Below are 21325 nucleotides of genomic sequence, written 5' to 3'. Positions count from 1 at the left end.
GCGTTTTAAAAGGTGGGAATAAGGAAAGCCGAGTGTAGGAGATGCCCGAAACTGGGCACTGAAAATTCAGCGCACCATTTCAGATCATACGAAGATCAACTGTGGGAGCTGGCTTGCCTGCGATAGCGGTGGGTCAGTCAGCCCATGTGTCACTGAGCGACCGCTATCGCAGGCAAGCCAGCTCCCACAGAACTCGTGGTGTTTTCGGGGGAAGGGTCAGGCCAGCAAATCCTGCAATGTGGCCAGGCTATCCGCCTCATCCACCGCCTTATCCTGCCGCCACCGCAACATCCTCGGAAACCGCACCGCAATTCCGCTCTTATGCCGCTTGGACAAGGCAATCCCCTCAAACCCCAGCTCAAACACCATGCTCGGCGTCACGCTGCTGACCGGGCCGAATTTTTCCACGGTGGTCTTGCGCACAATGGCGTCGACCTTGCGCATTTCTTCATCGGTGAGACCGGAGTAGGCCTTGGCGAATGGCACCAACGTCCGCTCGCTGCCAGGGGGGCCGTCCCACACGGCAAAGGTGTAGTCGCTGTAGAGGCTGGCGCGCCGGCCATGGCCGCGCTGGGCGTAGATCAACACCGCATCGACGCTGAACGGGTCGACCTTCCACTTCCACCACAGCCCCATGTCCTTGGTGCGGCCCACGCCATACAGGCCTTGGCGATCCTTGAGCATCATGCCTTCCACGCCGAGGCTACGGGAGGCTTTGCGTTGTTCGGCCAGGTCGTCCCAGGTTGCGCCGCTCAACAGCGGCGAGGGTTGCAGCACCGGTTGGTTGCACTGGGCAATCACCCGCTCAAGTTGGGTTCGGCGTTCGGCCTGGGGATGGCTGCGCCAGTCGTCGCCTTGATGCTCCAACAGGTCATAGGCCAGGACGATCACCGGGGCGTCTTCCAGGACTTTCTTGCTCAGCGTCTTGCGTCCGATGCGCTGTTGCAGCAGGGCAAAGGGTTGCACCGCGTGTTTCCACACCACGATTTCACCGTCGATCACCGTACCATCGGGCAAGCCACTGACCAGGCTGTGCAGTTCTGGGAAGCGTTCGGTGACCAGTTCTTCGCCGCGGGACCATATCCATAGGCGGCCCTCGCGCTTGACCAACTGCGCACGGATGCCATCCCACTTCCATTCCACCTGCCAGTCGCCGGGAGCGCCGAGCACGGTGTCGAACTGCTCCACAGGTTGCGCCAGCCCATGTGCGAGAAAAAACGGATAAGGCTGCCCGCCACGTTGCGCATGCTCGTCGGACGATTCGGCGGCGATCAGCTTGAGGTAGCCCTCAGGTGTAGGGCGGTTGGCCAAATCCGTATAGCCCACTAGCCGCTGCGCCACGCGTTTACTGTCGAGGTTGGCCAAGGCGGCAAGGGCGCGGGTCACCAGCAGTTTGGACACGCCTACGCGAAAGCTGCCGGTGATCAACTTGATGCACACCATCAGGGTCGGTTGATCCAGCTGGGCCCACAGTGCAGGCAGTTGCTCGGCCAATTCCAGGGGGGGCAGGCCGCGCAGGGGCAGCAGTTTTTCTTCCAGCCATGCGGCCAGGCCGTCCTCTGAGGTGTAGGGCGACTCCGGCAGGAGCAGGGAAATAGTCTCTGCCAGGTCGCCGACCGATTGGTAGCTTTCTTCGAACAACCACGGCTCGATACCCGACGCCTCGGTGGCCATGTCCCTCAGCAGGCGCGTCGGCACCAACTGCCGAGGCCGCCCGCCGGAGAGGAAATACACCGCCCACGCCGCATCTGCCGGCGGCGCCTGGCGGAAATAGGCCTGCAACGCGGCAAGCTTGGCATTGCTGGAGGTGGTGGCGTCGAGGTTGGCGTACAGCTCGGCGAACGCTTTCATACGCCAGCCTCTTCTTCGTCATCGCCGTACTCGGTAGTAAAACCTTGGGCGTTGAGGCCTTTTTCTCGCAGGTGACGGACCAATACGCCCACAGAACCGTGGGTGACCATGACCCGCTCGGCGCCGGTTTGCTCAATGGCCCACAACAGGCCGGGCCAATCGGCGTGGTCCGACAGCACAAAGCCGCGGTCGACCCCACGCCGCCGCCGGGTGCCGCGCAGGCGCATCCAGCCACTGGCGAAGGCATCGCTGTAGTCGCCGAACCGCTTGATCCAACTGCTGCCGCCAGCGGAGGGCGGCGCAATGATGAGGGCTTGGCGCAGCAGTGGGTCGGTCTTTTGAAAGTCCCCGGCGTAGAGCGTTGGCGGGATGTAGATACCGGCTTCGCGGTAGACGCGGTTCAAGGGTTCGACCGCGCCATGGATGAGGATCGGGCCGAGGCTGGCGTCGATCCCATGCAGGATGCGCTGGGCCTTGCCGAAGGAATAACAGAACAACACGCTGGCCTTGCCGGCGGCGATATTGGCCTGCCACCAATCGTTTATCTCGGCGAAGATCTGCGCCTGTGGCTGCCAGCGGTAGATCGGCAGGCCGAAGGTGGATTCGGTGATAAAGGTGTGGCAGCGCACCGGCTCGAACGGCGCACAGGTGCCGTCGGGTTCGACTTTGTAGTCGCCGGAGGCCACCCAGACCTCGCCCCGGTATTCCAGGCGCACCTGGGCCGAGCCGAGCACATGCCCGGCGGGGTGAAAACTCAAGGTCACGCCGTGATGGTCCAGCTGTTCGCCGTAGGCCAGGGTTTGCAGGTTGATGTCCTGCCCCAGGCGCGCGCGCAGGATACCTTCGCCGGGGGCGGCGGCCAGGTAGTGGCTGTTGCCGGTGCGGGCGTGATCGCCATGGGCGTGGGTGATGACCGCACGTTCCACCGGGCGCCAGGGGTCGATGTAGAAATCGCCGGCGGGGCAGTAGAGGCCTTCGGGGCGGGCGGTGACAAGGTCCATGGGCGTGCCTGGGGCGATGGGCTTATCAGTTAGGAGGGAAGTAAGACTTGAGAAGTTCTATCTGAATGCAGGCAGAACAGATGTGTGTGGGAGCTGGCTTGCCTGCGATGCGGGCAACTCGGTCATTCAGTTAAACCGAGGTGATGCCATCGCAGGCAAGCCAGCTCCCACACAAGCCAGCTCCCACAGGTAGAGCCGGTTTCTTCAGCTACTTACCGGGTGTGAGGGTCAACCTGGCTTTTCCATACACCTTCTCGAAGTTCTGCGGCTGCATCGGGAAGCTCAGGTATTGCGCCTTGAGCGACGGGTCGATGCCGTTGGCATAGTTCGGGCTGGCCGGGTTGCCGGACTGGCCGATGCCACCCTGGCCCGTCATCGGCTCCACTTGGCCGAAATCGACGATCATGCGCAACGCCGGCACCTGCGTGGTATTGAAGTCCTGCCCCCAGCTGTACGGCGCCGGGTTCAAGGTGTTGTGGTCGCCACCGGACGCCAGCGGCCCGCGAATCACCTGGCCCTGGCTGTTTTTCCAGGTGGTGCTGTGCAACTTGCCCCACTGCCAGGCCTTGTGATCGGCGCCCAGCTGGCTGTCGCCGGCGCTGATCGCGGCGGCGAGGGTGCGCGCCAGGATCGCCGGTTTGTCTTCTTTCTGCGGGGTGCGTGTGTCATCCCAGAACGGGCTGTCTTCGCGGCCCAGCAGGTGGTCGGCCGTGGCGGCGTAGGACAGGCTGGCGGTGCTGACAAACGCTTTCCAGCTGGCGCTGGTTTCCGGGCCGAGCTTGTCGAGGAAGATCTGCTTGGCGCTTTCCTGCAGGAACAGCTCGTAAATCGCCGCATCGGCGGAGGTAGACACCAGGCGCCCGTCGAACGCCATCAAGCGGCTCAGCGCTTCACGGGCCTTGGCCTGTTCGGCCGCGGGCAAGGCATCGATCGCCTGTTTCAGCGGCTGGGCCATGCCCGGGGCCTGGAACATGGTCTTGAGCTTGGCGGCGAAGGTGGTGGTCTGGTCGTACTGCATGGCGATCATGCTGCGGTTGTCATGCTTGCCCGCGTTGGCCAGTTGCGCCAGGCGTTCGCTGCGTTCCGGCGCGTCCCAGGAGTTGGACAGTTGCATGCCATAACCGCGCGGCGCGGTGCGCTGGTTGGCGGTGCCGATCCAGCCTTGGGCCGGGTCCTGGTCATAGGGGTGCAGCATCGCGTCGGCGTAACCGTCCCAGTCAAAGCGCGTGTCCCAGCCTGGCGAGGGCAGCAGGCCTTCACCTTCGCGGCGGTTGGGGAAACGCCCGGTGACTTGCCAGCCAATGTTGCTGGCGTCGGCGAACACCATGTTCAAGGCAATGGCGCGGATTTCGCGAGTCGCGTCCGAGGCCTTGCCGGCGTTTTGCGCGCGAGACAGGTCGAAGAACGCATCCAGGCTCTTGTCGTCCTTGAAGTCGGCGGTTTGCAGGGCCAGGCCGAAACCGGTGGTGAGGGCTTGGCTGCTATTGAGCAGGGCGCCGTGGCGGGTTTCGTACACCACTTCGCGAATCGAGCGTTGGCCTTTGACGAAGAAGGTTTCGTTTCGCACACCGGCCGGTAGCCATTTGCCGTTGTTCTCGTAGTACAACGCGCTGCCTTGGCGTTTGACCTTCTCCAGGAACAGGTCCTGGGTATCGCCCTTGACCGTGCTCATGCTCCACGCGACTTTGCCGTTGAAGCCCGACAACAGGGTCGGCAAGCCGGCAATCGAGGCGCCGACCGCCTGGTATTTCGGCGCACGGATCTGCACGTAGCTCCACGGCGACGGCGCTTGCGGCTGGGCGGCCAGATCACTGGCCAGCAGGCTTTTGCCGCTGCGGCTGCGTTGCGGGCCAATCGCCCAGTTGCTCGACGTGGTCACGGCCAGGGCGTTGAGGCGGCTCAGCTGCTGGCTGACGCTGTCCAGCCCGGCGAGGCCGGTGATCTGGCTCAGGTTCACGCCTTTGAGTTTTTCCGTCTCGGCCAGCGGGATCGCTTCGTCCGGCGCGCTCGGGGTGAGCCAGGCGAGTTTGTCGACGCCGACCTTTTGCGCCAGCACCAGGGAGGCGATTTCTTCTTGCAGGTTGGCCGACTCGCTGAAGTTCAGCAGGCAGAACAACAGCGCCGAATCTTCCGGCTTCCAGTATTCCGGTTTGTAGCCGGTCTGGGCGAGGTCCGGCGGCAGCTTGTCGCGGTAGCGGAACAGGTAGGCGTTGACGCCACGGGCATACACCTCAAAGAAACGCTTGAGGCGCGGCGACGAAGCGTTATACAGCTCGCCGGCACTTTTTTTCAGGTTGACCGCACGCATGAAACGGTCGGCATCCAGTACATCAGGGCCGGACATTTCCGCCAGACGGCCCTGGGCCAGCAGGCGCAGGGTGACCATCTGGGTGATGCGGTCACTGGCGTGTACATAACCGAGGCTGAACAGCGCGTCGTGGAAGGTGTTGCTTTCGATCAGTGGCATGCCTTGGGCATTGCGACGCACCGACACATTCTGTGCCAGGCCTTTGATCGGTTGCACACCGGCGACCGGCGGCAGGGTGTCCTGGGTGCTCTGGAGCTGGCAACCGGCCAGGCTTAACGCACTGGCCACTGCCGCGGCAACGCCGAACCGGGGAAGAAAATGTGAGAGGGCTGGCGAGGCCATGGCAAAGCTCCTGCGGGGGGTAGCGTCAGTAAAGGCGCTACGTTAGTGAGCGCGGTGAAACGACGCAAGCGGGAGTTTGGGGTTAAGCATTACTTCTTGAATCAGGTGATGGTTAATGTGGGAGCGAGCAAGCCCGCTCCCACACAAGCCTGTCCCACACTTTTGGATCTCGGTTCCCTTTGGATCAAGCCTTAGGCGGATTCACCTTCTGCACCAGTTCATACGCCCGCACGGTCGCCGGCCGTTCCTTGATGCTGTTGAACCAACGCTGCACATGTGGGAAATCTTCCAACCGCTGGCTCTGCCACTTGTGGGAAACGATCCATGGGTAGATGGCCATATCGGCAATGCTGTAGTCCTCGCCGGCAACAAACGCCCGATCCGCCAGACGCCGGTCCAGCACGCCATACAGCCGCGCGGTTTCGTCTATATAGCGCTTGATCGCATAGGGGATTTTCTCGGTCGCGAACTGGCTGAAGTGATGATTCTGCCCGGCCATCGGCCCCAACCCGCCCATCTGCCAGAACAGCCATTGCAGGGTTTCCTGGCGGCCGCGCAGGTCCTGGGCAATGAACTGGCCGGTTTTTTCCGCGAGGTACAGCAGGATTGCGCCGGATTCAAACAGGGAGATCGGCGCGCCACCGTCGCCAGGGTTGTGATCGACGATGGCCGGAATGCGGTTGTTGGGCGCGATCTTCAGGAAGTCGGGCTTGAACTGATCGCCCTGGCCAATATTGATCGGATGCACCTCGTAAGGCAGGCCGGCTTCTTCCAGGAACAGTGATACTTTGTGACCGTTGGGGGTCGTCCAGTAGTACAAATCGATCATGAAGCTCTCCAAAGGCGCGAATGCCTGTAGGTAGAGGTGATGTTCGGAGTGCGAAAATTCAATGAAACATTTAGGTCTATCGATATGGAATTTCGGCAGGACGCGGCACTGATCGTGATCGATCAGCAGAAAGGCATTCATCACCCCAAGCTCGGGCGGCGCAATAACCTACAAGCCGAGGCGCGCATTCAGGCGCTGTTGCAGCATTGGCGCCACACGGGCCGGCCGGTGATCCATGTACAGCATCTATCGCACTTGCCGGATTCGGTGTTCTGGCCAGGGCAGTCCGGTGTCGAGTTCCAGGACGCCTGCGTGCCGGCGCCCGGTGAGCAAGTGATTCAAAAGCGCGTGCCGGATGCGTTCAGCGGCACGCCGCTGGAAGCGCAGTTGCGTGCGGCCGGCATTGCGCAATTGGTGCTGGTGGGCGTGGCCACCCACAACTCGGTGGAAGCCACCGCCCGCACTGGCGGCAACCTTGGGTTTGATACCTGGGTGATCGAAGACGCGTGTTACACCTTCGACAAGCCGGACTTCTTCGGTCAACTGCACCCCGCCGAGTTGGTGCACGCCATGTCGCTGGGCAATTTGCACGGCGAGTACGCCACAGTGATCCACTCCCGCGACGTGCTGCTTTAAGCCACGGCGCAATCCACCAACACCTGCAACGACTGTTGCGAACACCGCTCGATGCGCACCTGCACGCCATACACCTCGGCGAACAGCGCCGGGTCGAGCACCTCATCCGCCGCGCCGCAGGCGTACAAGCGGCCTTGGCGCAGCACGGCGATATGGTCGGCGAAGCGGGCCGCGAGGTTGATGTCGTGCAGCACCACCACCGCGATCAGTTGGTGTTCGCGTACCAGGCCGCGCACGCAGTCCATGACTTTCAATTGGTAATTGAGGTCGAGGGCGCTGGTGGGTTCGTCCAGCAGCATCACCTGGGGGCGGCGGGCGATGAGTTGGGCGAGGCTGACCAGTTGGCGTTGGCCGCCCGACAGCGTGCTTAACAGTTGGTCGGCCAGGTGGGCGATGCCGATGCGTTGCAGCGCCGCGAAGGCTTCACGCAGGCAGGCATCGCGGGACAAGGGCATGCCGTCCACATTGGCCACGCGCAAGGCGGCGATCACGCTTTCCATTACGCTGAGGCTCAACCCCGGTGGCAGGTTCTGCGGCATATAGGTGATGCGCCGCGCACGTTCGGCCACGGACATGGCCGACAAGTCGAGGTCACCCAATCGCACAACGCCGTGCATCTTTTCCAGCCCGGCCACGGCACGCAGTAACGTGGATTTGCCCGCGCCGTTGGGGCCGATCAGCGCGGTCAGGCTGCCGTGGGGCAGGGTGGGCAGGCTCAGATCGTGGACAATCTGCCGACGGCCATAGCTGACATTCGCGTGCTCGATGCGCAACCCTTCACTCATAACTGCCTCCCACGCTTGAACACCAACAGCACGAAGATCGGCACGCCCACCAACGCGGTGACGATGCCCACCGGCACGATCACGCCGGGCATGATCAACTTGCTGGCAATCGATGACAGCGCCAGCAACAACGCGCCGGTCAGGGCGCTGGCGGGCAGCAGGAAGCGTTGGTCTTCGCCCACCAGAATCCGCGCGATATGCGGACCTACCAGGCCGATAAATCCGATGGTGCCTACAAAGGCCACGGCGGTGGCCGACAACAGGCTGATGCGTAGCAACGAGAAAAACCGCAGGCGCTTCACGTCCACGCCAAAGCTCTGCGCGCGGTCTTCACCCATGCGCAGCAAAGTCAGGCGCGGCGCGGCGGCAAACGAGAACGGCAACACCACCGCGACCACCAGGGCCAGGATGCCGAGCTTGTCCCAGTTGGCGCGGGTCACGCTGCCCAGAGTCCAGAACACCAGTTGTTGCAGCACATCTTCGGTGGCGACCAATTGCAGCAAGGCCACCACCGCGTTGCAACTGAACACCAGCGCAATGCCAAACAACACCAGGCTTTCCACCCCCGCGCCACGCAGGCGCGACATGGCTTGCAGCAAAAACACCGAGGCGGCGGCGAAGATAAACGCCGAGAGGGAAATCGCGGTGTTGGCGGATACCCACAGCGTGGTCACCGGAAAAACAATCACCAGGGACGCGCCCAACGCCGCCGCCGACGACACGCCCAAGGTGAACGGGCTGGCCAGCGGGTTGTTCAAAATCGCCTGCATCTCGGCCCCGGCCAGCGACAGCGCGCAGCCCACCAGCACCGCCATCAGGGCGTAGGGCAGGCGTACGTTCCAGATGATCACCTGGTCGGTGGCGCTGAGACGGGCGGGGTGCGCGATCCCGTCGAGCAAGGCCAGCAGGCCCATGCCGGACGGGCCGCTGGCCAGGTCCACCAGAATGGCGCCGACCAGCGCGGTGCCCAGCGCGGCCAGCAGCCACGCGCGCCGTGCGAGCAGGCGGCGATAGCCGTGGGTGGCGCTGGCCAGGTCGAGGGTTTGAGTGGTCATGGGTGCTCACACACTTTCAAAAACAATGGAGATCTGAATGTGGGAGCTGGCTTGCCTGCGATAGGGGAGTGTCAGTCACCTCATTCAGTGACTGACAGGCCGCTATCGCAGGCAAGCCAGCTCCCACAGTTTTTACTGCGTTTTTGCAGGGGTTTTTGTGTCGATCCAGTAGGCGCCCTGCAACGGCATGCCGAGGAACTGTTGGTTGATCTGCTCCATCGTCACCTGCGGATCCAGCTTGGCGAACAACTCCGGGTGCACCCACTTGGCCAATGCCTCAATCGCCAGCACGTTGTACGGCGAGTTGTAGAAGTCATGCCACAGGCCGTGGGAATTGCCCTCGCGGATCGCACGAAGGTTGGCGAACTCTGGCCGCGCCAATACGCGATCAAACGCCTCGCGCGCTTCGTCGGCGCTCACGCCTGCGCCGAGGATCAGCCCCGGTTTGTGATTGCCGGTGGCAACATACACATCCGGGTCGGCCTTCAGCGCGAACTCCACGCTGATATCCCCCAACGCCCCCGGCACCACATCGGCAGCAATATTGCGCCCGCCCACCAGCTTGATCACTTCACCCATGCCGCTTTTGCCGGTGGTGTGCCCCGGCGCTTGCCAGGCGCCGGCCAGCAGTTCGAGGAACACGCTGGGGCGTGGCCCGGCCGGCAGGGTGGCGACGGCGTCAGTGATGACTTTGATGTGCGCGTCATAGAAGTCGAGGAACGCCTTGGCCTGGGCTTCGCGGCCCAGGGCCTGGCCCAGCGCGGTCATGCTGGTGTGGGTGCCTTGTACCGGGTTGACGCGAAAATCGACAAACACCACCGGGATGCCGGCCTTGGCCAGCACGTCTGCCACCGCGCTGTGCTCGGTCGGGCCGTGGCCGGAAATGCTGAACACCGCGAGGTCCGGTTTGAGCGAGAGGATTTCTTCAGCGCTGACACTTTGTTCCGACGCCTGGCCGATCAGCGGGATGTCTTTCACCGTCGGAAATTTCGCCACGTAGGCGTTGTAAGTGTGCTGGTCCAGCAGCTTCAAATCGTTCTGCCAGCCGACGATGCGCTGGAACGGCGCGTCCTTGTCGAGCAGGGCAAACGCCGAAATCAGCCGGCCTTCACCCAGCACCACGCGCTTGACGTGATCGCTGACCTCGACCGTGCGCCCCAGCACATCAGTGACTTGTTGGGCGGCGGCGGTTTCGGCGTGGCCGAGGACCAGCGCGGCGCACAGCACGCCGAGCTTGAGCAGTTGACGGGGTTTGCGCATGGCAAGGGCTCCTGAAAAGGGGGGGTTAGAACTCATAATCAACACTGGCGGTGAGGGTGCGCCCGGCGCCCGGGATGCCGTAGAGCTGGAAGCCATCGAGGGACGCGCCGACCTGGCTGTAATAAAACTTGTTAAACACGTTGTTGAGGTTGAGGTTGACCGTGGTGTCCTTGTTCACCTTGTATTGCGCCGCCACGTTGCTCAGCCAGTAGCCGGGGGCTTTTTCGTGGTCGCGCGTATAGATCGCGTACACCCCGGAGGCGCCGCTGGCGTAGCTGCTGTTGTTGTTCAAACCGCCGACGTATTTGTTGTCGGTGTAGCGGCGCCGGCCCACGTATTGCTCGCCGTAGCTCAGGCTCAGCGCGTCGGTGACGGCGTAGGTGGTCCACAGGTTGGCGGTCAGGTCGGGCACGTTCTTGGCTTCGGCGCCTTTGTTGATGCCTTTGGTCTGCACGCTTTTGAGCGCCGAGAAACCGCTGTAGGCGGTCCAGCGCGGGGTGATATTGCCTTGCAGGCCCAACTCGATGCCGTCCACGCGCTTGGCGGGCAGGGCGCGTACCGGGGCGGATTCGCCGTCCTGGTATTCCCAGGAGTTTTCCAGCTCGGTGCGGAAGATCGCCGCCGTGACGTTGAGCCTGTCGTGGGCAATGTCCCACTTGGTGCCCAGTTCATAGGTCTTGGATTTGGCCGGGCTGTAATTGCTGGTGCTGGCCGCGCCGTAGATCTGGTTGTTGGTGGACGCACCCAGTGCCGACGGTTGTGCCGCCTCGCTGTAGGAAACGTAGATGCTGCCGTTGGGCAACGGCTTGAATACCGCGCCAACACGGCCGCTGACTGCACCGTCACTGCTACTGGTGGTGGCTTGGCCGCGCTGGCGGGTTTCGGCTTGCCACTTGTCGTAGCGCAGCGAGCCCAGCACTTGCCATTGCTCGTTGAGGGTGACGGTGTCACCCAGGTAGAGGCCGGCGTTGTCGATCACCGAGCGCGGCTCGCCGACGCCTTTGGTCACGTAGGTGCTGGCGAAGCTATGGCTGGGGTCGGCCATATCGAAAAGCATGTTGCCATCGGGCACTTCGGCGTTGCGTTTCAGGCCGCCGTAGGTCTCGTGGTAGAACTCCAGGCCCGAGACCACCGCGTGTTGCAGGCTGCCGGTGTTGAACGTGAAGCTGAAGTCGGTCTGGTTATCGAGGATGGTGTAGCGCTTGGACAAACCGAAGTCGCTGCCGCGCAGGATGCCGTAGGACGTGTTGCTGTTGTTTACGTAGTCGCTGTAGGCATTGACCGTGCTGCCCGGCACTTGGCTAATCGGGCCTACACCGGTGTAGCCCAAGGTCGCACAGCGGGTGCCGGTGCAGGTTTTTCCGCCTGAGGCGTTGGCGGCGAAGAAGCGCGCCGGGGACAGCACCGCGAAGTTGTCGCTGCGCTCCCAGCGCGTCTGGTTGCGCAGGTTGGCGTCGTTCCAGGCGAAGTCGTGTTCGAAGCGGGCGGTCAGCGAGGTGGTTTTGTTCTCTTGGGTGTAGAGGCTGGAATCGCCGTACCAGTTGGAGCGTTTTACCCCGGGCATGCGGTCGCCGTTTGTACCACGCTGGATGGGGACGCCGCCGTCCGGGGTATTGGTGTCTTTCTGGTAGAAGGTGTCGATGAAAAAGCGTGTGTCGGTGCCCAGGCCGAAGCCGAACGAGGTGGCGATGCCCCAGCGGTCGTAGTCCACGTCGTCGCGTTCGGACACTTGGTTGTAGTGCTTCATCAGGTTGACGCGTACGGCGGTGGTGTCGTTCAGCTGCTTGTTCAGGTCGGCGGTCAGGCGACGGTAGGCATCGGTACCGATCCCGGCGGACACGCGGTTGGCGTCGCCCAGGTGCGCTTCCTTGCTCACCAGGTTGACGCTGCCGCCCACGGCGGACACCCCGGACTCGATGGAGCCCGTGCCCTTGAACACTTCGGCTTGTTGCAGGTTGAAGGTGTCGGTGCGCGTGGACATGCCGGCGTCACGCACGCCGTCAACGGTCAGGCTTTGTTCGGAGGAAAAGCCACGGATCGAAAACAGATCGCCCCAGCCCAGGTTGCCTTCGCCGGACATAAAGGTAATGCCCGGTACGTTGCGCAACACTTCCTGCAAGGTTTGTGCATTCTGTTCCTTGAGCACCTGCTGCGGCACGATGGTCACGCTTTGCGGCGCGTCCAGCAGTGGCTGGCTGATTTTCGCCGAGGTCACCCGGTCGACCTTGAAGGTGGACGTGGCTTCGCCGTCGACCTGGATTTCCGGCAGGCTCAGCACTGAATCCTGGGTGCTGGCGGTGGGTGCATCCGCCCAGGCCGTCGGGGCCACGCTGCCGGCAGCGAGAAAGCCGAACATCGGTGCCAGGGTGGTGTGCAGCGGGTTGCGGAGCGGTGTGGGCGATGACATGGGCTACTTCCGAGTCTAAATTACAATTACTCTCATTTAGGTTCGGTAGTCTAAAGAGCGATTCCGACTGCATTGCCCCGGGTTTGTATCGCTGATGCTTGATTATCGTTTCCCACAACATTCCATTACATTTGCGTACGCCGTTGCCTGAACTTTCGGCTATTTGCTGCGTTTTATAGTTTTTCGGATCGACTGCCCATGGCCAAGCAAGACCACCTCCTGATCGTTGATGACGACCCGCAAATCCGCCAGTTGCTTTGCGACTACCTGAGCGACGCGGGCTTTCAGGTGTCCACCGCCGCGGACGGCAAGGAGATGCGCCGGCGTCTGGAGTTGAACGTCATTGACCTGATCGTCCTCGACCTGATGCTGCCCGGCGAAGACGGCCTCAGCCTGTGCCGCGAGCTGCGCGTGAGTTCCAACACGCCGGTGGTGATGCTCACCGCCAAGGGGTCGTTGATCGACCGGATCGTCGGCCTGGAAATCGGCGCCGATGACTACCTGCCCAAGCCGTTCGACCCGCGTGAGCTGCTGGTGCGGATCAAAGTGGTGTTGCGCCGGGTGCAGAGTTTCCCCGACCGTGCGCGGCTGGATGAAGCGCCGAGCATCCGTTTCGCCGGCTGGCAACTCGACACGCGGGCGCGGCAATTGCTCTCGCCGGACGGTGTGGTGGTCAGCCTGGGCAATTCGGATTACCGCGTGTTGCGCCTGCTCTTGCAGCACCCCAATCGACCCCTGAGCCGCGACTTTCTGCTCAACCATGTGTTCGACAAGGACAGCACCCCGTTCGACCGCTCCATCGACGTGTGCGTCAGCCGCCTGCGCTCGCAACTGCCGGCCGGGCTGATCAAGACCGTACGCAACGAGGGCTATATGCTCACCGCCGATGACGTGGTGCTGGCCTCGTGAGACTGCTGCCGCGTTCGCTGTTTGGGCGTCTGGTGCTGATTCTGGTCAGCGGCATGCTCGCGGCCCAGGCCCTGACCAGCAGCATCTGGTACGACCGGCGCCATGGCCAGGTGCTGGAGATCCCCGCGCGGTTGATCGCCACCCGTCTGGCCGATGTGGTGCGCCTGGTACACAGCGATCCGCAACAGGCTGACTTGCTGATCAAACTGCTCGATGCGCCGAATTTCCGCCTGACCTTGAGCGACCAGGCCAGCAATACGCCCAGCAGCCTCACCGACAGCGACCGGCCGACTGAGCGGCTGATCAAGAAAGTCCTCTCGGAAAAAACCGGCTATGCGCAAACCCTGATCCTGCTGCACCTGTCGCTGGTGGACGGCGCGGGGCAAAACGCTGGGCTCTGGACCTTGCTGGAGTCTAAGCCGGTGGTGGGGCAGTTCCTGATCGACCTGCGCCTGCCCGACGGGCGCTGGTTGCAGGTGGACGCCCGCGAAGAACAGGGCTGGACCAGCACCTCGCCACTGGACCTGCTGTTCGATTACGTCATGCGCATCTACCTGCTGCGTGTGCTGGTGCTGGTGGTGATCGCCCTGGTGGCCGTGCGCCTGGCCATCCGCCCGCTCAACGCCTTGGCCAAGGCCGCCGAAGCCCTCGGCCGGGACATCCAGCGCCCGCCACTGTCGGAGAGTGGCCCCACCGAAGTGCGCCGCGCCGCCCAGGCGTTTAATGCGATGCAGCAACGACTGATCGCCAACATCGCCGAGCGCACGCGTTTTCTCGCGGCGATTTCCCACGACCTGCGTTCACCTATCACACGCTTGCGCCTGCGCACCGAGATGCTTGACGACAACCGCACCAAGGAGCGTTTTCGCAGCGACCTCGAGGAAATGGAGCACATGGTGGCCAGCACCCTGGATTTTGTCAGCAGCGGCGAAATCAACGAGGCGCGGCAAAACATCGACATCAATGCGTTGCTGCAAAGCTTGCAGGCGGATCTGGAGGATGTAGGGCAAAGCGTGCGCATCGATGGCCGGGCGAAGCAGCCGTTGCCGGGGTATGCGCGCAGCCTCAAGCGGTGCGTGCAGAACCTGCTGGAAAACGCGGTGCGTTATGGCCGTGAAGTGGTGGTGCGGGTCGACGACCAGGCAGACGGCTTGAGGATTGTCATCAGCGACCGCGGGCCGGGGATTCCCCAGGAACAACTGGAGCAGGTGATGGAGCCGTTTTATCGGGTGGAAGGGTCGCGCAATGCTGAAACGGGTGGGTATGGCTTGGGGCTGAGCATTGCTCACACCATTGCCAGGGCGCATGAAGGGCGGTTGAGTTTGAGGAACCGGGAGGGTGGTGGCCTGGAAGTTGAGTTGCAGTTCCAGCGTAAATCCTGATTTTGAATGCGATCCAGTGTGGGAGCTGGCTTGCCTGCGATTGCATCACCTCGGTACTACTGAAAGACCGAGTCGCCTGCATCGCAGGCAAGCCAGCTCCCACAGAAGCCAGCCCATACATACACACAAGCCAGCTTCTACATCGGCTGGATCAGGGCATCAGGCCCCGTGGCACTTCTTGAACTTCTTCGCACTGCCGCACGGGCAAGGATCGTTGCGACCCACGTCCTTCAAGGCATTGCGCACCGGCTCCTGGTGAGCGTGGCCGCAGTTCGGGCCGTGGACATGGCCGTGGTCGTGATCATGGTGATCGTGATCGTGGTTGCAGTCAGGACCATGGACATGGGGTTGCTGAGTCATTGATGTCGCTCCGGAATAAAATCGCCGGGGATTATCTCGCCATTGTGGGCCACCTGCACGTCATAACCGATGAATAATCCGGTTTTCAGCTCGCCGTCGAGGCGATAGGGCACCGGCTTGTCCGGGTTTTTCAACATCTGCACCACATCGCGGATCTGCGGCCACAGGTTGGTACGCACCGTGACCCTGAAGAAGGCATGCCCGCGCGGCGGTACGGTGAGCCACTCGTTGGACTCGCCCTCGGTCAGCACAAAGTCATCCAGCGTCACTTTGTAGATCAGGCCGCGCACGGTCAGGTCGGCGTCGTCGCGGTTGTCGACGCGAAAGTACAGCTTGAATTTCTGCTGCAGCAACTTGGCCCGCACCACTTCGACCTTGACCAGAGAGACGTGGGGCGGTGGCGAGTCGTTTTCGAACCACGACGCGCAGCCGGTCAAACCGAGGGTCAACGCCAGCATCAAGCTGCAGATCCGAAGCATGGCGTTTGTCCTGTGTGGGTTAGAGATAGCTGGAACAACACTTCTTGAATTTTTGCCCGCTGCCACACAGGCAGGCATCGTTGCGTCCGGCCTTCACCTCCACGGTGGGGTCGATGAAGTACCAGCGCCCGTCATTCTGTACGAAAGAAGACTGTTCGCGGTGGCTATGTTCGCCAGTGCTGTCATGCCAGCGTGCGGTAAAGGTCACAAACGCGTGTTCCGGCTGGCCGCCAAACACTTCGGAGCTTTCCACTTCCAGGCCCAGCCAAGTGCTTTGGGCGCTCCAGGCGCCGATGGCGTCGCGGTCCAGGCCGGCCTGTTGCGCGGGCAGAGTGGTGGCCACCAGATAGTCCACCAGGCCCAGCACGTAGGCGCTGTAGCGCGAGCGCATCAACGCGCTGGCGCAAGGTGCCGGGTGGCCGGCGTGATAGTGGCCGCAGCAGGCATCCAGCAGGTTGCCACTGCCGCAGGGGCAAATGGATGTACTCATTGGGTTACCACCAATACTTTCCGAAATTTTGCGGGTTGGCCCAGAACCGTGCGTTGAGCCAGTCCGGCACCTGTTTATAGTCAAGCAGATCGTAGGTAAACAGCGTCATAACCTGCTCGTCGCGCTGGAACCGCTCGCCGGCCTGCAAGGCCAGGGAGAAGAAGTCAGTGTCCTTCCATTCGCATGCGCCCAGGTCCACCAGCACCGCGATGCGGCTGGCATTGAGGTTGCGGATGCCGCCGAGCAAGGTCAGGCCTTGCGCTTTTGACAGGTGTTCCAGGCAATCGACCACCAGCGCCAGGTCAAAACGCTGCGCGGCCAACTCGGCCGGCAAGGGGCCGGGCGGGGCGATGGACACTTGGGTGTCTGGGTGTTCGGCCGCAAACGCCTCCAGCGCCGGGAACTGGCTGGCTCCCAACAGCAACAGGCGTTTGGGCTGGTGCAGGTCGAGCAAGGCGGCCAAGGCTTGCTGGGGTGTACGGGCAGAAATACCAGCGGTCATCAGAGATCCTCACATCAGGACCATAGAGACTAGCGCGGCTGAGCGTGCGGGCCTAGAGCGGGCGATTGCGAAAAGCCAGCCCTTGGTGGCGATCCTCAATGAATCCGGGGGTGTGGCCAACTGGCGCAGATGAAAAGAGCGGTCTTTACTCCACCCATCGGCCCCCGCCGATCCCCTCAGGAGAAATCAGATGAGCATCATGCGGACAGCTCTACCCTTGATTCTGCTAACCGGAGTACTGACAGGTTGCGCAGGTTTGCAAAAAACCGATTGGCCCACCTGCGCTGCCCTCGGCGGTGTGACCGGTGCGGCGATCGGCGCCACCGAAAGCTCGGCCTATGCAGGCGCCGGTGCGTTGTTGATCGGCGGCATGGCAGGCGCCTATTGCTGGGTGCATGGTGATGGCGACGAAGACGGCGATGGCGTGCCGGACAGCCGCGACAAGTGCCCAGGCACACCTAAAGGCGTGCCGGTCGATGCCAACGGCTGCCCACCGGTGCCGGTCGCGGTGGTCGAGGAAGTGGTGGTGGTCAAGGAAGAAACCATCGTGATTCGTGATGTGCACTTTGAGTTCGACTCGGCCAAGTTGACGGCGGCGGATAAAACCAAGCTCGACACCATCGTCACTCGCCTGAAACAAGAAGCGCCAACCGCCCAACTGCGGGTCAGCGGCCACACCGACAGCGTCGGCAAAGACGCCTACAACCAGAAACTCTCGGAAAAACGTGCGCATTCGGTCACCGAGTACCTCATCGGTTCCGGTATCCCACGCAGCAGCTTTGTCTCGGTCACGGGCGCTGGCGAAAGCCATCCGGTCGCCGACAACAAAACCGCTGAAGGCCGTGCCTTGAACCGCCGCGTGGAAATCCAGATCAACCGCTGACAGCCCTTGCCCCTGTGGGATCCACAGGGGCATTGCTGGCGACTTTTACCGAAACCGCCCCGTTCCCAACTTTTTTGAACCTTCACTGGCAAATCGCCGGTAGAAGTCGTTACTGTGCGTCCAAAGAAAAACTAGAAACAACTTTGAAACACACTCAAGGGGAGCTCCAAGATGCGTAAGGTTTTACTGTTGGCCCTGCTGGTCAGCCCCATTGCCCTGGCCCAGAACGTCAGTGTTGAAACCAACTCGCTGATGCGCCTGCCCAGCAGCACCAGCGTGTTGCAACTGGAGCGCCTGGACGTGGCGGACTACGGCACCTTGCTGATTCCGGCCAGCATCAGCCAGGTCACGGTGGATGAGCTGCACCTGGGCCGCGAAGCGCGCATCACCATCGTCCCCGGCAATACCGCGCTGCAATTGCAGGTGCGCCATGCGCAATTGGACCATGGCAGCCAGATCACCTCCCGCGGCGCTCCCGGCACCCATGAAAAACCGGCCAAGGCCGGGCGTGACCTGACCTTGCGCATCAATTCGCTGGTGGCCGACGAGCTCTCGGTGGACGCCCGTGGCGGCGCCGGGGCCAAAGGGTATGCCGGCCTGGACGGCGCCAACGGCGTAGACCCGGGTTGCACCTGGGGTTCGGCGGGGCGTGGCGCCAATGGCGATAACGGTGGCGACGGCTTGCCCGGCGGCGCGGGTGCGCTGGTGCGGGTCGAGTTGCCGAAGGACTACCCGGCGGCGCAGATCAAGGTCTGGGTGGAGGGTGGTGCGGGTGGCCTGGCGGGTACTGCGGGCAAACCGGGCAAGGGTGGCCAGTCCAAGGGTTGCCTGGTGTATCAGGCCGATGGCGGCGAGAAGGGCCGCCCGGGATTGGAAGGGCAGCCGGGGCCGGTGGGGCCTGCGGGTTCGGTGACCATTCAGCGGCTTTGAGTCGCCTGGGCTGACGCTATCGCGGGCAAGCCCGCTCCCACACTTGACCGAGTTCCAACATGAGAATGCGGTCGAATGTGGGAGCGGGCTTGCCCGCGATAGCGGTGTAACAGTCGCCTCAGAACATCGGCCGAGCCGAAGCCACCGCCACCACCACCAACCCAACAATTAGATTAATCCCCACCAACCGCCGAATCTGCCCCAACACCGCCGCACCCGTAGGCCAATCCTGCGCCGCCACCGCCGCACGCAACTCCGGGAGTTTCAGGGCCTGGATCCGGATAAACAACGCCGTCATCACCAGATACAACCCCATCATCACCTGCACATAACGCGGCGCGGTCTCAAACCCGCTGAAGCGCAATTGCAGCAGGCCAACACCGCTGATCGGCAAAATCGCCACCGCGACCCACACCCACACGAAAAAACGTTGAAACACATTCGCCCACAGCGTCAGCCGGGCAGGGCCCTCAAGCGCCGCCACAGCGGCGGGGCGCAGGATCATCCAAGCGAAAAACATACCGCCGACCCAGATCAGGGCGGCCAATACATGCAGGGTGTAAGCGAGGCTAAACGCGGTCATTGAGGTACTCCGTTCTGCGCGGGATTAATTAGCGGGGTATGATAGCGGCCGATCCGAACCACTGAAAATTTATCCAGCGTTTTTTGCGCCCGACTATCCATGATCAGCACTGAACTCAAAACCACGATCCAGGGCGCCTATTCGCGTTTTCTCGAAGCCAAGAGCTTGAAACCGCGCTACGGCCAACGCCTGATGATCGCCGAAGTGGCGAAGGTCCTCGGCGATATCGATACCGACGACGAAGGTCGGCGCAGTGGCGACCCTGCGGTCGTGGCCGTCGAAGCCGGCACCGGTACCGGTAAGACCGTGGCCTACAGCCTGGCGGCGATCCCTACGGCCAAGGCCGCCGGCAAGCGCCTGGTGATCGCCACCGCAACTGTCGCCCTGCAAGAGCAGATCGTCTACAAAGACCTGCCCGACCTGATGCGCAACAGCGGCCTGAATTTCACCTTCGCCCTGGCCAAGGGCCGTGGCCGCTATCTGTGCCTGTCCAAGCTCGACGTGCTGTTGCAGGAAGGCCACGCGCAAACCGCCACCGCATCGCTGTTCGAAGAAGAAGGCTTCAAGATCGAGGTGGATGAAGTCAGCCAGAAGCTCTTCACCAGCATGATCGAGAAACTGGCCGGCAATAAATGGGACGGCGACCGCGACAGTTGGCCCAATGCCCTGGAAGATGCCGACTGGGCGCGCCTGACCACCGATCACAGCCAGTGCACCAACCGGCACTGCCCCAACTTCGGCCAGTGCGCCTTCTACAAGGCCCGCGAAGGTATGGGCAAGGTCGATGTGATCGTCACCAACCACGACATGGTGCTGGCCGACCTCGCCCTGGGCGGCGGTGCCGTACTGCCGGACCCGCGTGACACGCTGTATGTGTTCGACGAAGGTCACCACCTGCCCGACAAGGCCATCGGCCACTTCGCCCACTACACGCGCCTGCGTTCCACCGCCGACTGGCTGGAAACCACTGCGAAGAACCTCACCAAGTTGCTGGCCCAGCACCCGTTGCCTGGCGATCTGGGCAAGCTGATCGAGCAAGTGCCGGAGCTGGCGCGGGAGATCAAGACCCAGCAGCAGTTCATGTTCAGCGCCTGCGAGCAGGTCGCCGACTTCAAACCGGGCGAAGACGTGGAAGGCCGTGAGCGGCCGCGTCACCGTTTTGTTGGCGGCATGATCCCCGAGCACATGCGTGAAATGGGCATCGAGTTGAAGAAGGGCTTTTCCCGCCTGACCGACCTGTTTACCCGTCTCACCGATCTGCTCAAGGAAGGCATGGACGGCGAGGTCAACATCGGCATCGCCAGCAACCAGGCCGAAGAATGGTACCCGCTGTTCGGCAGCCTGCTGTCCCGCGCCCAGGGCAACTGGGAGCTGTGGACCGCCTTCACCGTCGAAGACCCGGAAGACAACCCGCCGATGGCCCGTTGGCTGACCTTGTCGGAAAGCGGTGCGCTGTTTGATATCGAGGTCAACGCCAGCCCGATCCTGGCCGCCGAAATGCTGCGACGCAACCTGTGGAACGTGGCCTACGGCTGCCTGGTGACCTCCGCCACGCTGACCGCCCTGGGCACATTCGACCGTTTCCGCATGCGCGCCGGCCTGCCAAAAAAGGCCGTCACTGCTGTGGTGCCAAGCCCGTTCCATCACGCCGACGCAGGCGTGCTGCGGGTGCCGGACCTCAAGGCCGATCCACGGGACGCGGCCGCGCACACCGCCGCGATCATCCGCGACCTGCCGGAGCTGGTCGAAGGTTCGCGTGGCACCCTGGTGTTGTTCTCGTCACGCAAACAGATGCAGGACGTGTTCGACGGCCTCGACCGCGACTGGCGCAAGCAGGTGTTTATCCAGGGCAACCTGTCCAAGCAGGAAACCCTGAACAAGCACAAGGCGCGGGTCGATGGCGGTGATTCCAGCGTGCTCTTCGGCCTCGCGAGTTTTGCCGAAGGCGTGGACTTGCCCGGCGCCTACTGCGAACACGTGGTGATCGCGAAGATCCCGTTCTCGGTGCCGGACGACCCGGTCGAGGCGGCACTGGCCGAGTGGATCGAAGCGCGCGGCGGCAATCCGTTTATGGAAATCTCGGTGCCGGACGCTTCGTTGAAGCTGGTTCAGGCTTGCGGTCGCTTGCTGCGCACCGAAGAAGATCGGGGCACCATCACCTTGCTCGACCGCCGCCTGGTCACCCAGCGCTATGGCAAAGCTATTCTTAATGCTCTGCCGCCGTTCCGGCGCGAAATTTCTTAAGCCACCGTGGGCGGTTTCGCCCACTTCGTGGTCTATCTCACTGTATTTCATCAGGCCATTCATCGGCCGTCTGGGAGAACCTTGTCTGT

The 21325-nt window shown here is 62.6% G+C and carries 19 protein-coding genes; 6 read left to right on the top strand and 13 right to left on the bottom strand.

The window, feature by feature from the left end; translation table 11 throughout:
• Positions 1-216: 216 nt before the first annotated feature.
• From J1G37_RS00340 to J1G37_RS00325, 4 genes are all read right to left on the bottom strand, one after another.
• Positions 217-1851: an ATP-dependent DNA ligase gene (locus J1G37_RS00340; RefSeq protein ID WP_207039782.1), complete on the bottom strand. Its 1635-nt coding sequence runs from the start codon at positions 1849-1851 to the stop codon at positions 217-219.
• A complete protein-coding gene (locus J1G37_RS00335; RefSeq protein ID WP_207039781.1) occupies positions 1848-2852 on the bottom strand; it encodes a ligase-associated DNA damage response exonuclease in 1005 nt (334 codons plus the stop codon). Before J1G37_RS00335 ends, J1G37_RS00340 begins: the two co-directional genes overlap by 4 nt.
• Positions 2853-3060: 208 nt before the next feature.
• The gene (locus tag J1G37_RS00330) at positions 3061-5502 is read right to left on the bottom strand and encodes a penicillin acylase family protein (protein ID WP_207039780.1); all 2442 of its coding nucleotides are present in this window, start codon (positions 5500-5502) and stop codon (positions 3061-3063) included.
• A 184-nt stretch (positions 5503-5686) separates the two neighbouring features.
• Entirely contained in the window at positions 5687-6331 is a 645-nt protein-coding gene (locus J1G37_RS00325; RefSeq protein ID WP_207039779.1) for a glutathione S-transferase N-terminal domain-containing protein, read from the bottom strand.
• An 84-nt stretch (positions 6332-6415) separates the two neighbouring features.
• On the opposite strand from J1G37_RS00325, the gene J1G37_RS00320 reads away from it, so the two are divergent.
• A complete protein-coding gene (locus tag J1G37_RS00320) occupies positions 6416-6967 on the top strand; it encodes a cysteine hydrolase family protein (protein ID WP_207039778.1) in 552 nt (183 codons plus the stop codon).
• Here the strand turns inward: J1G37_RS00320 and J1G37_RS00315 are convergent.
• The 4 genes from J1G37_RS00315 to J1G37_RS00300 all read right to left on the bottom strand — a co-directional run bounded on the left by J1G37_RS00315 (position 6964) and on the right by J1G37_RS00300 (position 12474).
• The gene (locus J1G37_RS00315; RefSeq protein WP_207039777.1) at positions 6964-7752 is read right to left on the bottom strand and encodes an ABC transporter ATP-binding protein; all 789 of its coding nucleotides are present in this window, start codon (positions 7750-7752) and stop codon (positions 6964-6966) included. The genes J1G37_RS00320 and J1G37_RS00315 overlap by 4 nt on opposite strands.
• Positions 7749-8807, bottom strand: coding sequence for an iron ABC transporter permease (locus tag J1G37_RS00310; RefSeq protein ID WP_207039776.1), 1059 nt, complete (start codon positions 8805-8807; stop codon positions 7749-7751). Before J1G37_RS00310 ends, J1G37_RS00315 begins: the two co-directional genes overlap by 4 nt.
• Before the next feature lie 132 nt (positions 8808-8939).
• Entirely contained in the window at positions 8940-10067 is a 1128-nt protein-coding gene (locus J1G37_RS00305) for an ABC transporter substrate-binding protein (protein WP_207039775.1), read from the bottom strand.
• Between the two features lie 25 nt (positions 10068-10092).
• Positions 10093-12474, bottom strand: a complete 2382-nt coding sequence (locus J1G37_RS00300) for a TonB-dependent receptor (protein ID WP_207039774.1) — start codon at positions 12472-12474, stop codon at positions 10093-10095.
• A gap of 198 nt (positions 12475-12672) precedes the next feature.
• Between J1G37_RS00300 and J1G37_RS00295 the strand changes: the two genes are divergently transcribed.
• Together J1G37_RS00295 and J1G37_RS00290 are read left to right on the top strand one after the other, a co-directional pair.
• Entirely contained in the window at positions 12673-13383 is a 711-nt protein-coding gene (locus J1G37_RS00295) for a response regulator (protein ID WP_207039773.1), read from the top strand.
• Positions 13380-14765, top strand: coding sequence for an ATP-binding protein (locus tag J1G37_RS00290; protein ID WP_207039772.1), 1386 nt, complete (start codon positions 13380-13382; stop codon positions 14763-14765). The genes J1G37_RS00295 and J1G37_RS00290 overlap by 4 nt, the downstream gene beginning before the upstream one ends.
• Before the next feature lie 159 nt (positions 14766-14924).
• Here J1G37_RS00290 and J1G37_RS00285 read toward each other — a convergent pair whose 3' ends face one another.
• Genes J1G37_RS00285 through J1G37_RS00270 form a run of 4 tightly spaced genes read right to left on the bottom strand, consistent with a single transcriptional unit; the run spans position 14925 to position 16596 of the window.
• Positions 14925-15125: an SEC-C metal-binding domain-containing protein gene (locus J1G37_RS00285; protein WP_026136698.1), complete on the bottom strand. Its 201-nt coding sequence runs from the start codon at positions 15123-15125 to the stop codon at positions 14925-14927.
• Positions 15122-15604 (bottom strand): LEA type 2 family protein, encoded by a 483-nt coding sequence (locus J1G37_RS00280; RefSeq protein ID WP_207039771.1) that lies wholly within the window; start codon positions 15602-15604, stop codon positions 15122-15124. Before J1G37_RS00280 ends, J1G37_RS00285 begins: the two co-directional genes overlap by 4 nt.
• Positions 15605-15623: 19 nt before the next feature.
• Positions 15624-16094, bottom strand: coding sequence for a YchJ family protein (locus J1G37_RS00275; RefSeq protein WP_135310924.1), 471 nt, complete (start codon positions 16092-16094; stop codon positions 15624-15626).
• A 4-nt stretch (positions 16095-16098) separates the two neighbouring features.
• Positions 16099-16596 (bottom strand): DUF6231 family protein, encoded by a 498-nt coding sequence (locus tag J1G37_RS00270; RefSeq protein ID WP_207039770.1) that lies wholly within the window; start codon positions 16594-16596, stop codon positions 16099-16101.
• A 190-nt stretch (positions 16597-16786) separates the two neighbouring features.
• Between J1G37_RS00270 and J1G37_RS00265 the strand changes: the two genes are divergently transcribed.
• Together J1G37_RS00265 and J1G37_RS00260 are read left to right on the top strand one after the other, a co-directional pair.
• Positions 16787-17479, top strand: a complete 693-nt coding sequence (locus tag J1G37_RS00265; protein WP_207039769.1) for an OmpA family protein — start codon at positions 16787-16789, stop codon at positions 17477-17479.
• Between the two features lie 171 nt (positions 17480-17650).
• Positions 17651-18409, top strand: a complete 759-nt coding sequence (locus J1G37_RS00260; protein ID WP_207039768.1) for a collagen-like protein — start codon at positions 17651-17653, stop codon at positions 18407-18409.
• A gap of 118 nt (positions 18410-18527) precedes the next feature.
• Here J1G37_RS00260 and J1G37_RS00255 read toward each other — a convergent pair whose 3' ends face one another.
• Positions 18528-18992, bottom strand: coding sequence for a CopD family protein (locus J1G37_RS00255; protein WP_207039767.1), 465 nt, complete (start codon positions 18990-18992; stop codon positions 18528-18530).
• A gap of 99 nt (positions 18993-19091) precedes the next feature.
• Here J1G37_RS00255 and dinG point away from each other — a divergent pair, with 99 nt between their 5' ends.
• Positions 19092-21236 carry an ATP-dependent DNA helicase DinG gene (gene dinG, locus J1G37_RS00250; protein WP_207039766.1) on the top strand — a complete coding sequence of 715 codons (2145 nt, stop codon included), beginning with the start codon at positions 19092-19094 and terminating at the stop codon, positions 21234-21236.
• Positions 21237-21325: the final 89 nt, after the last annotated feature.

The sequence above is a fragment of the Pseudomonas sp. Marseille-Q1929 genome, assembly GCF_017316265.1.
Taxonomy (GTDB): Bacteria; Pseudomonadota; Gammaproteobacteria; order Pseudomonadales; family Pseudomonadaceae; genus Aquipseudomonas.
This window is presented reverse-complemented; position numbering and strand designations above follow the sequence as displayed.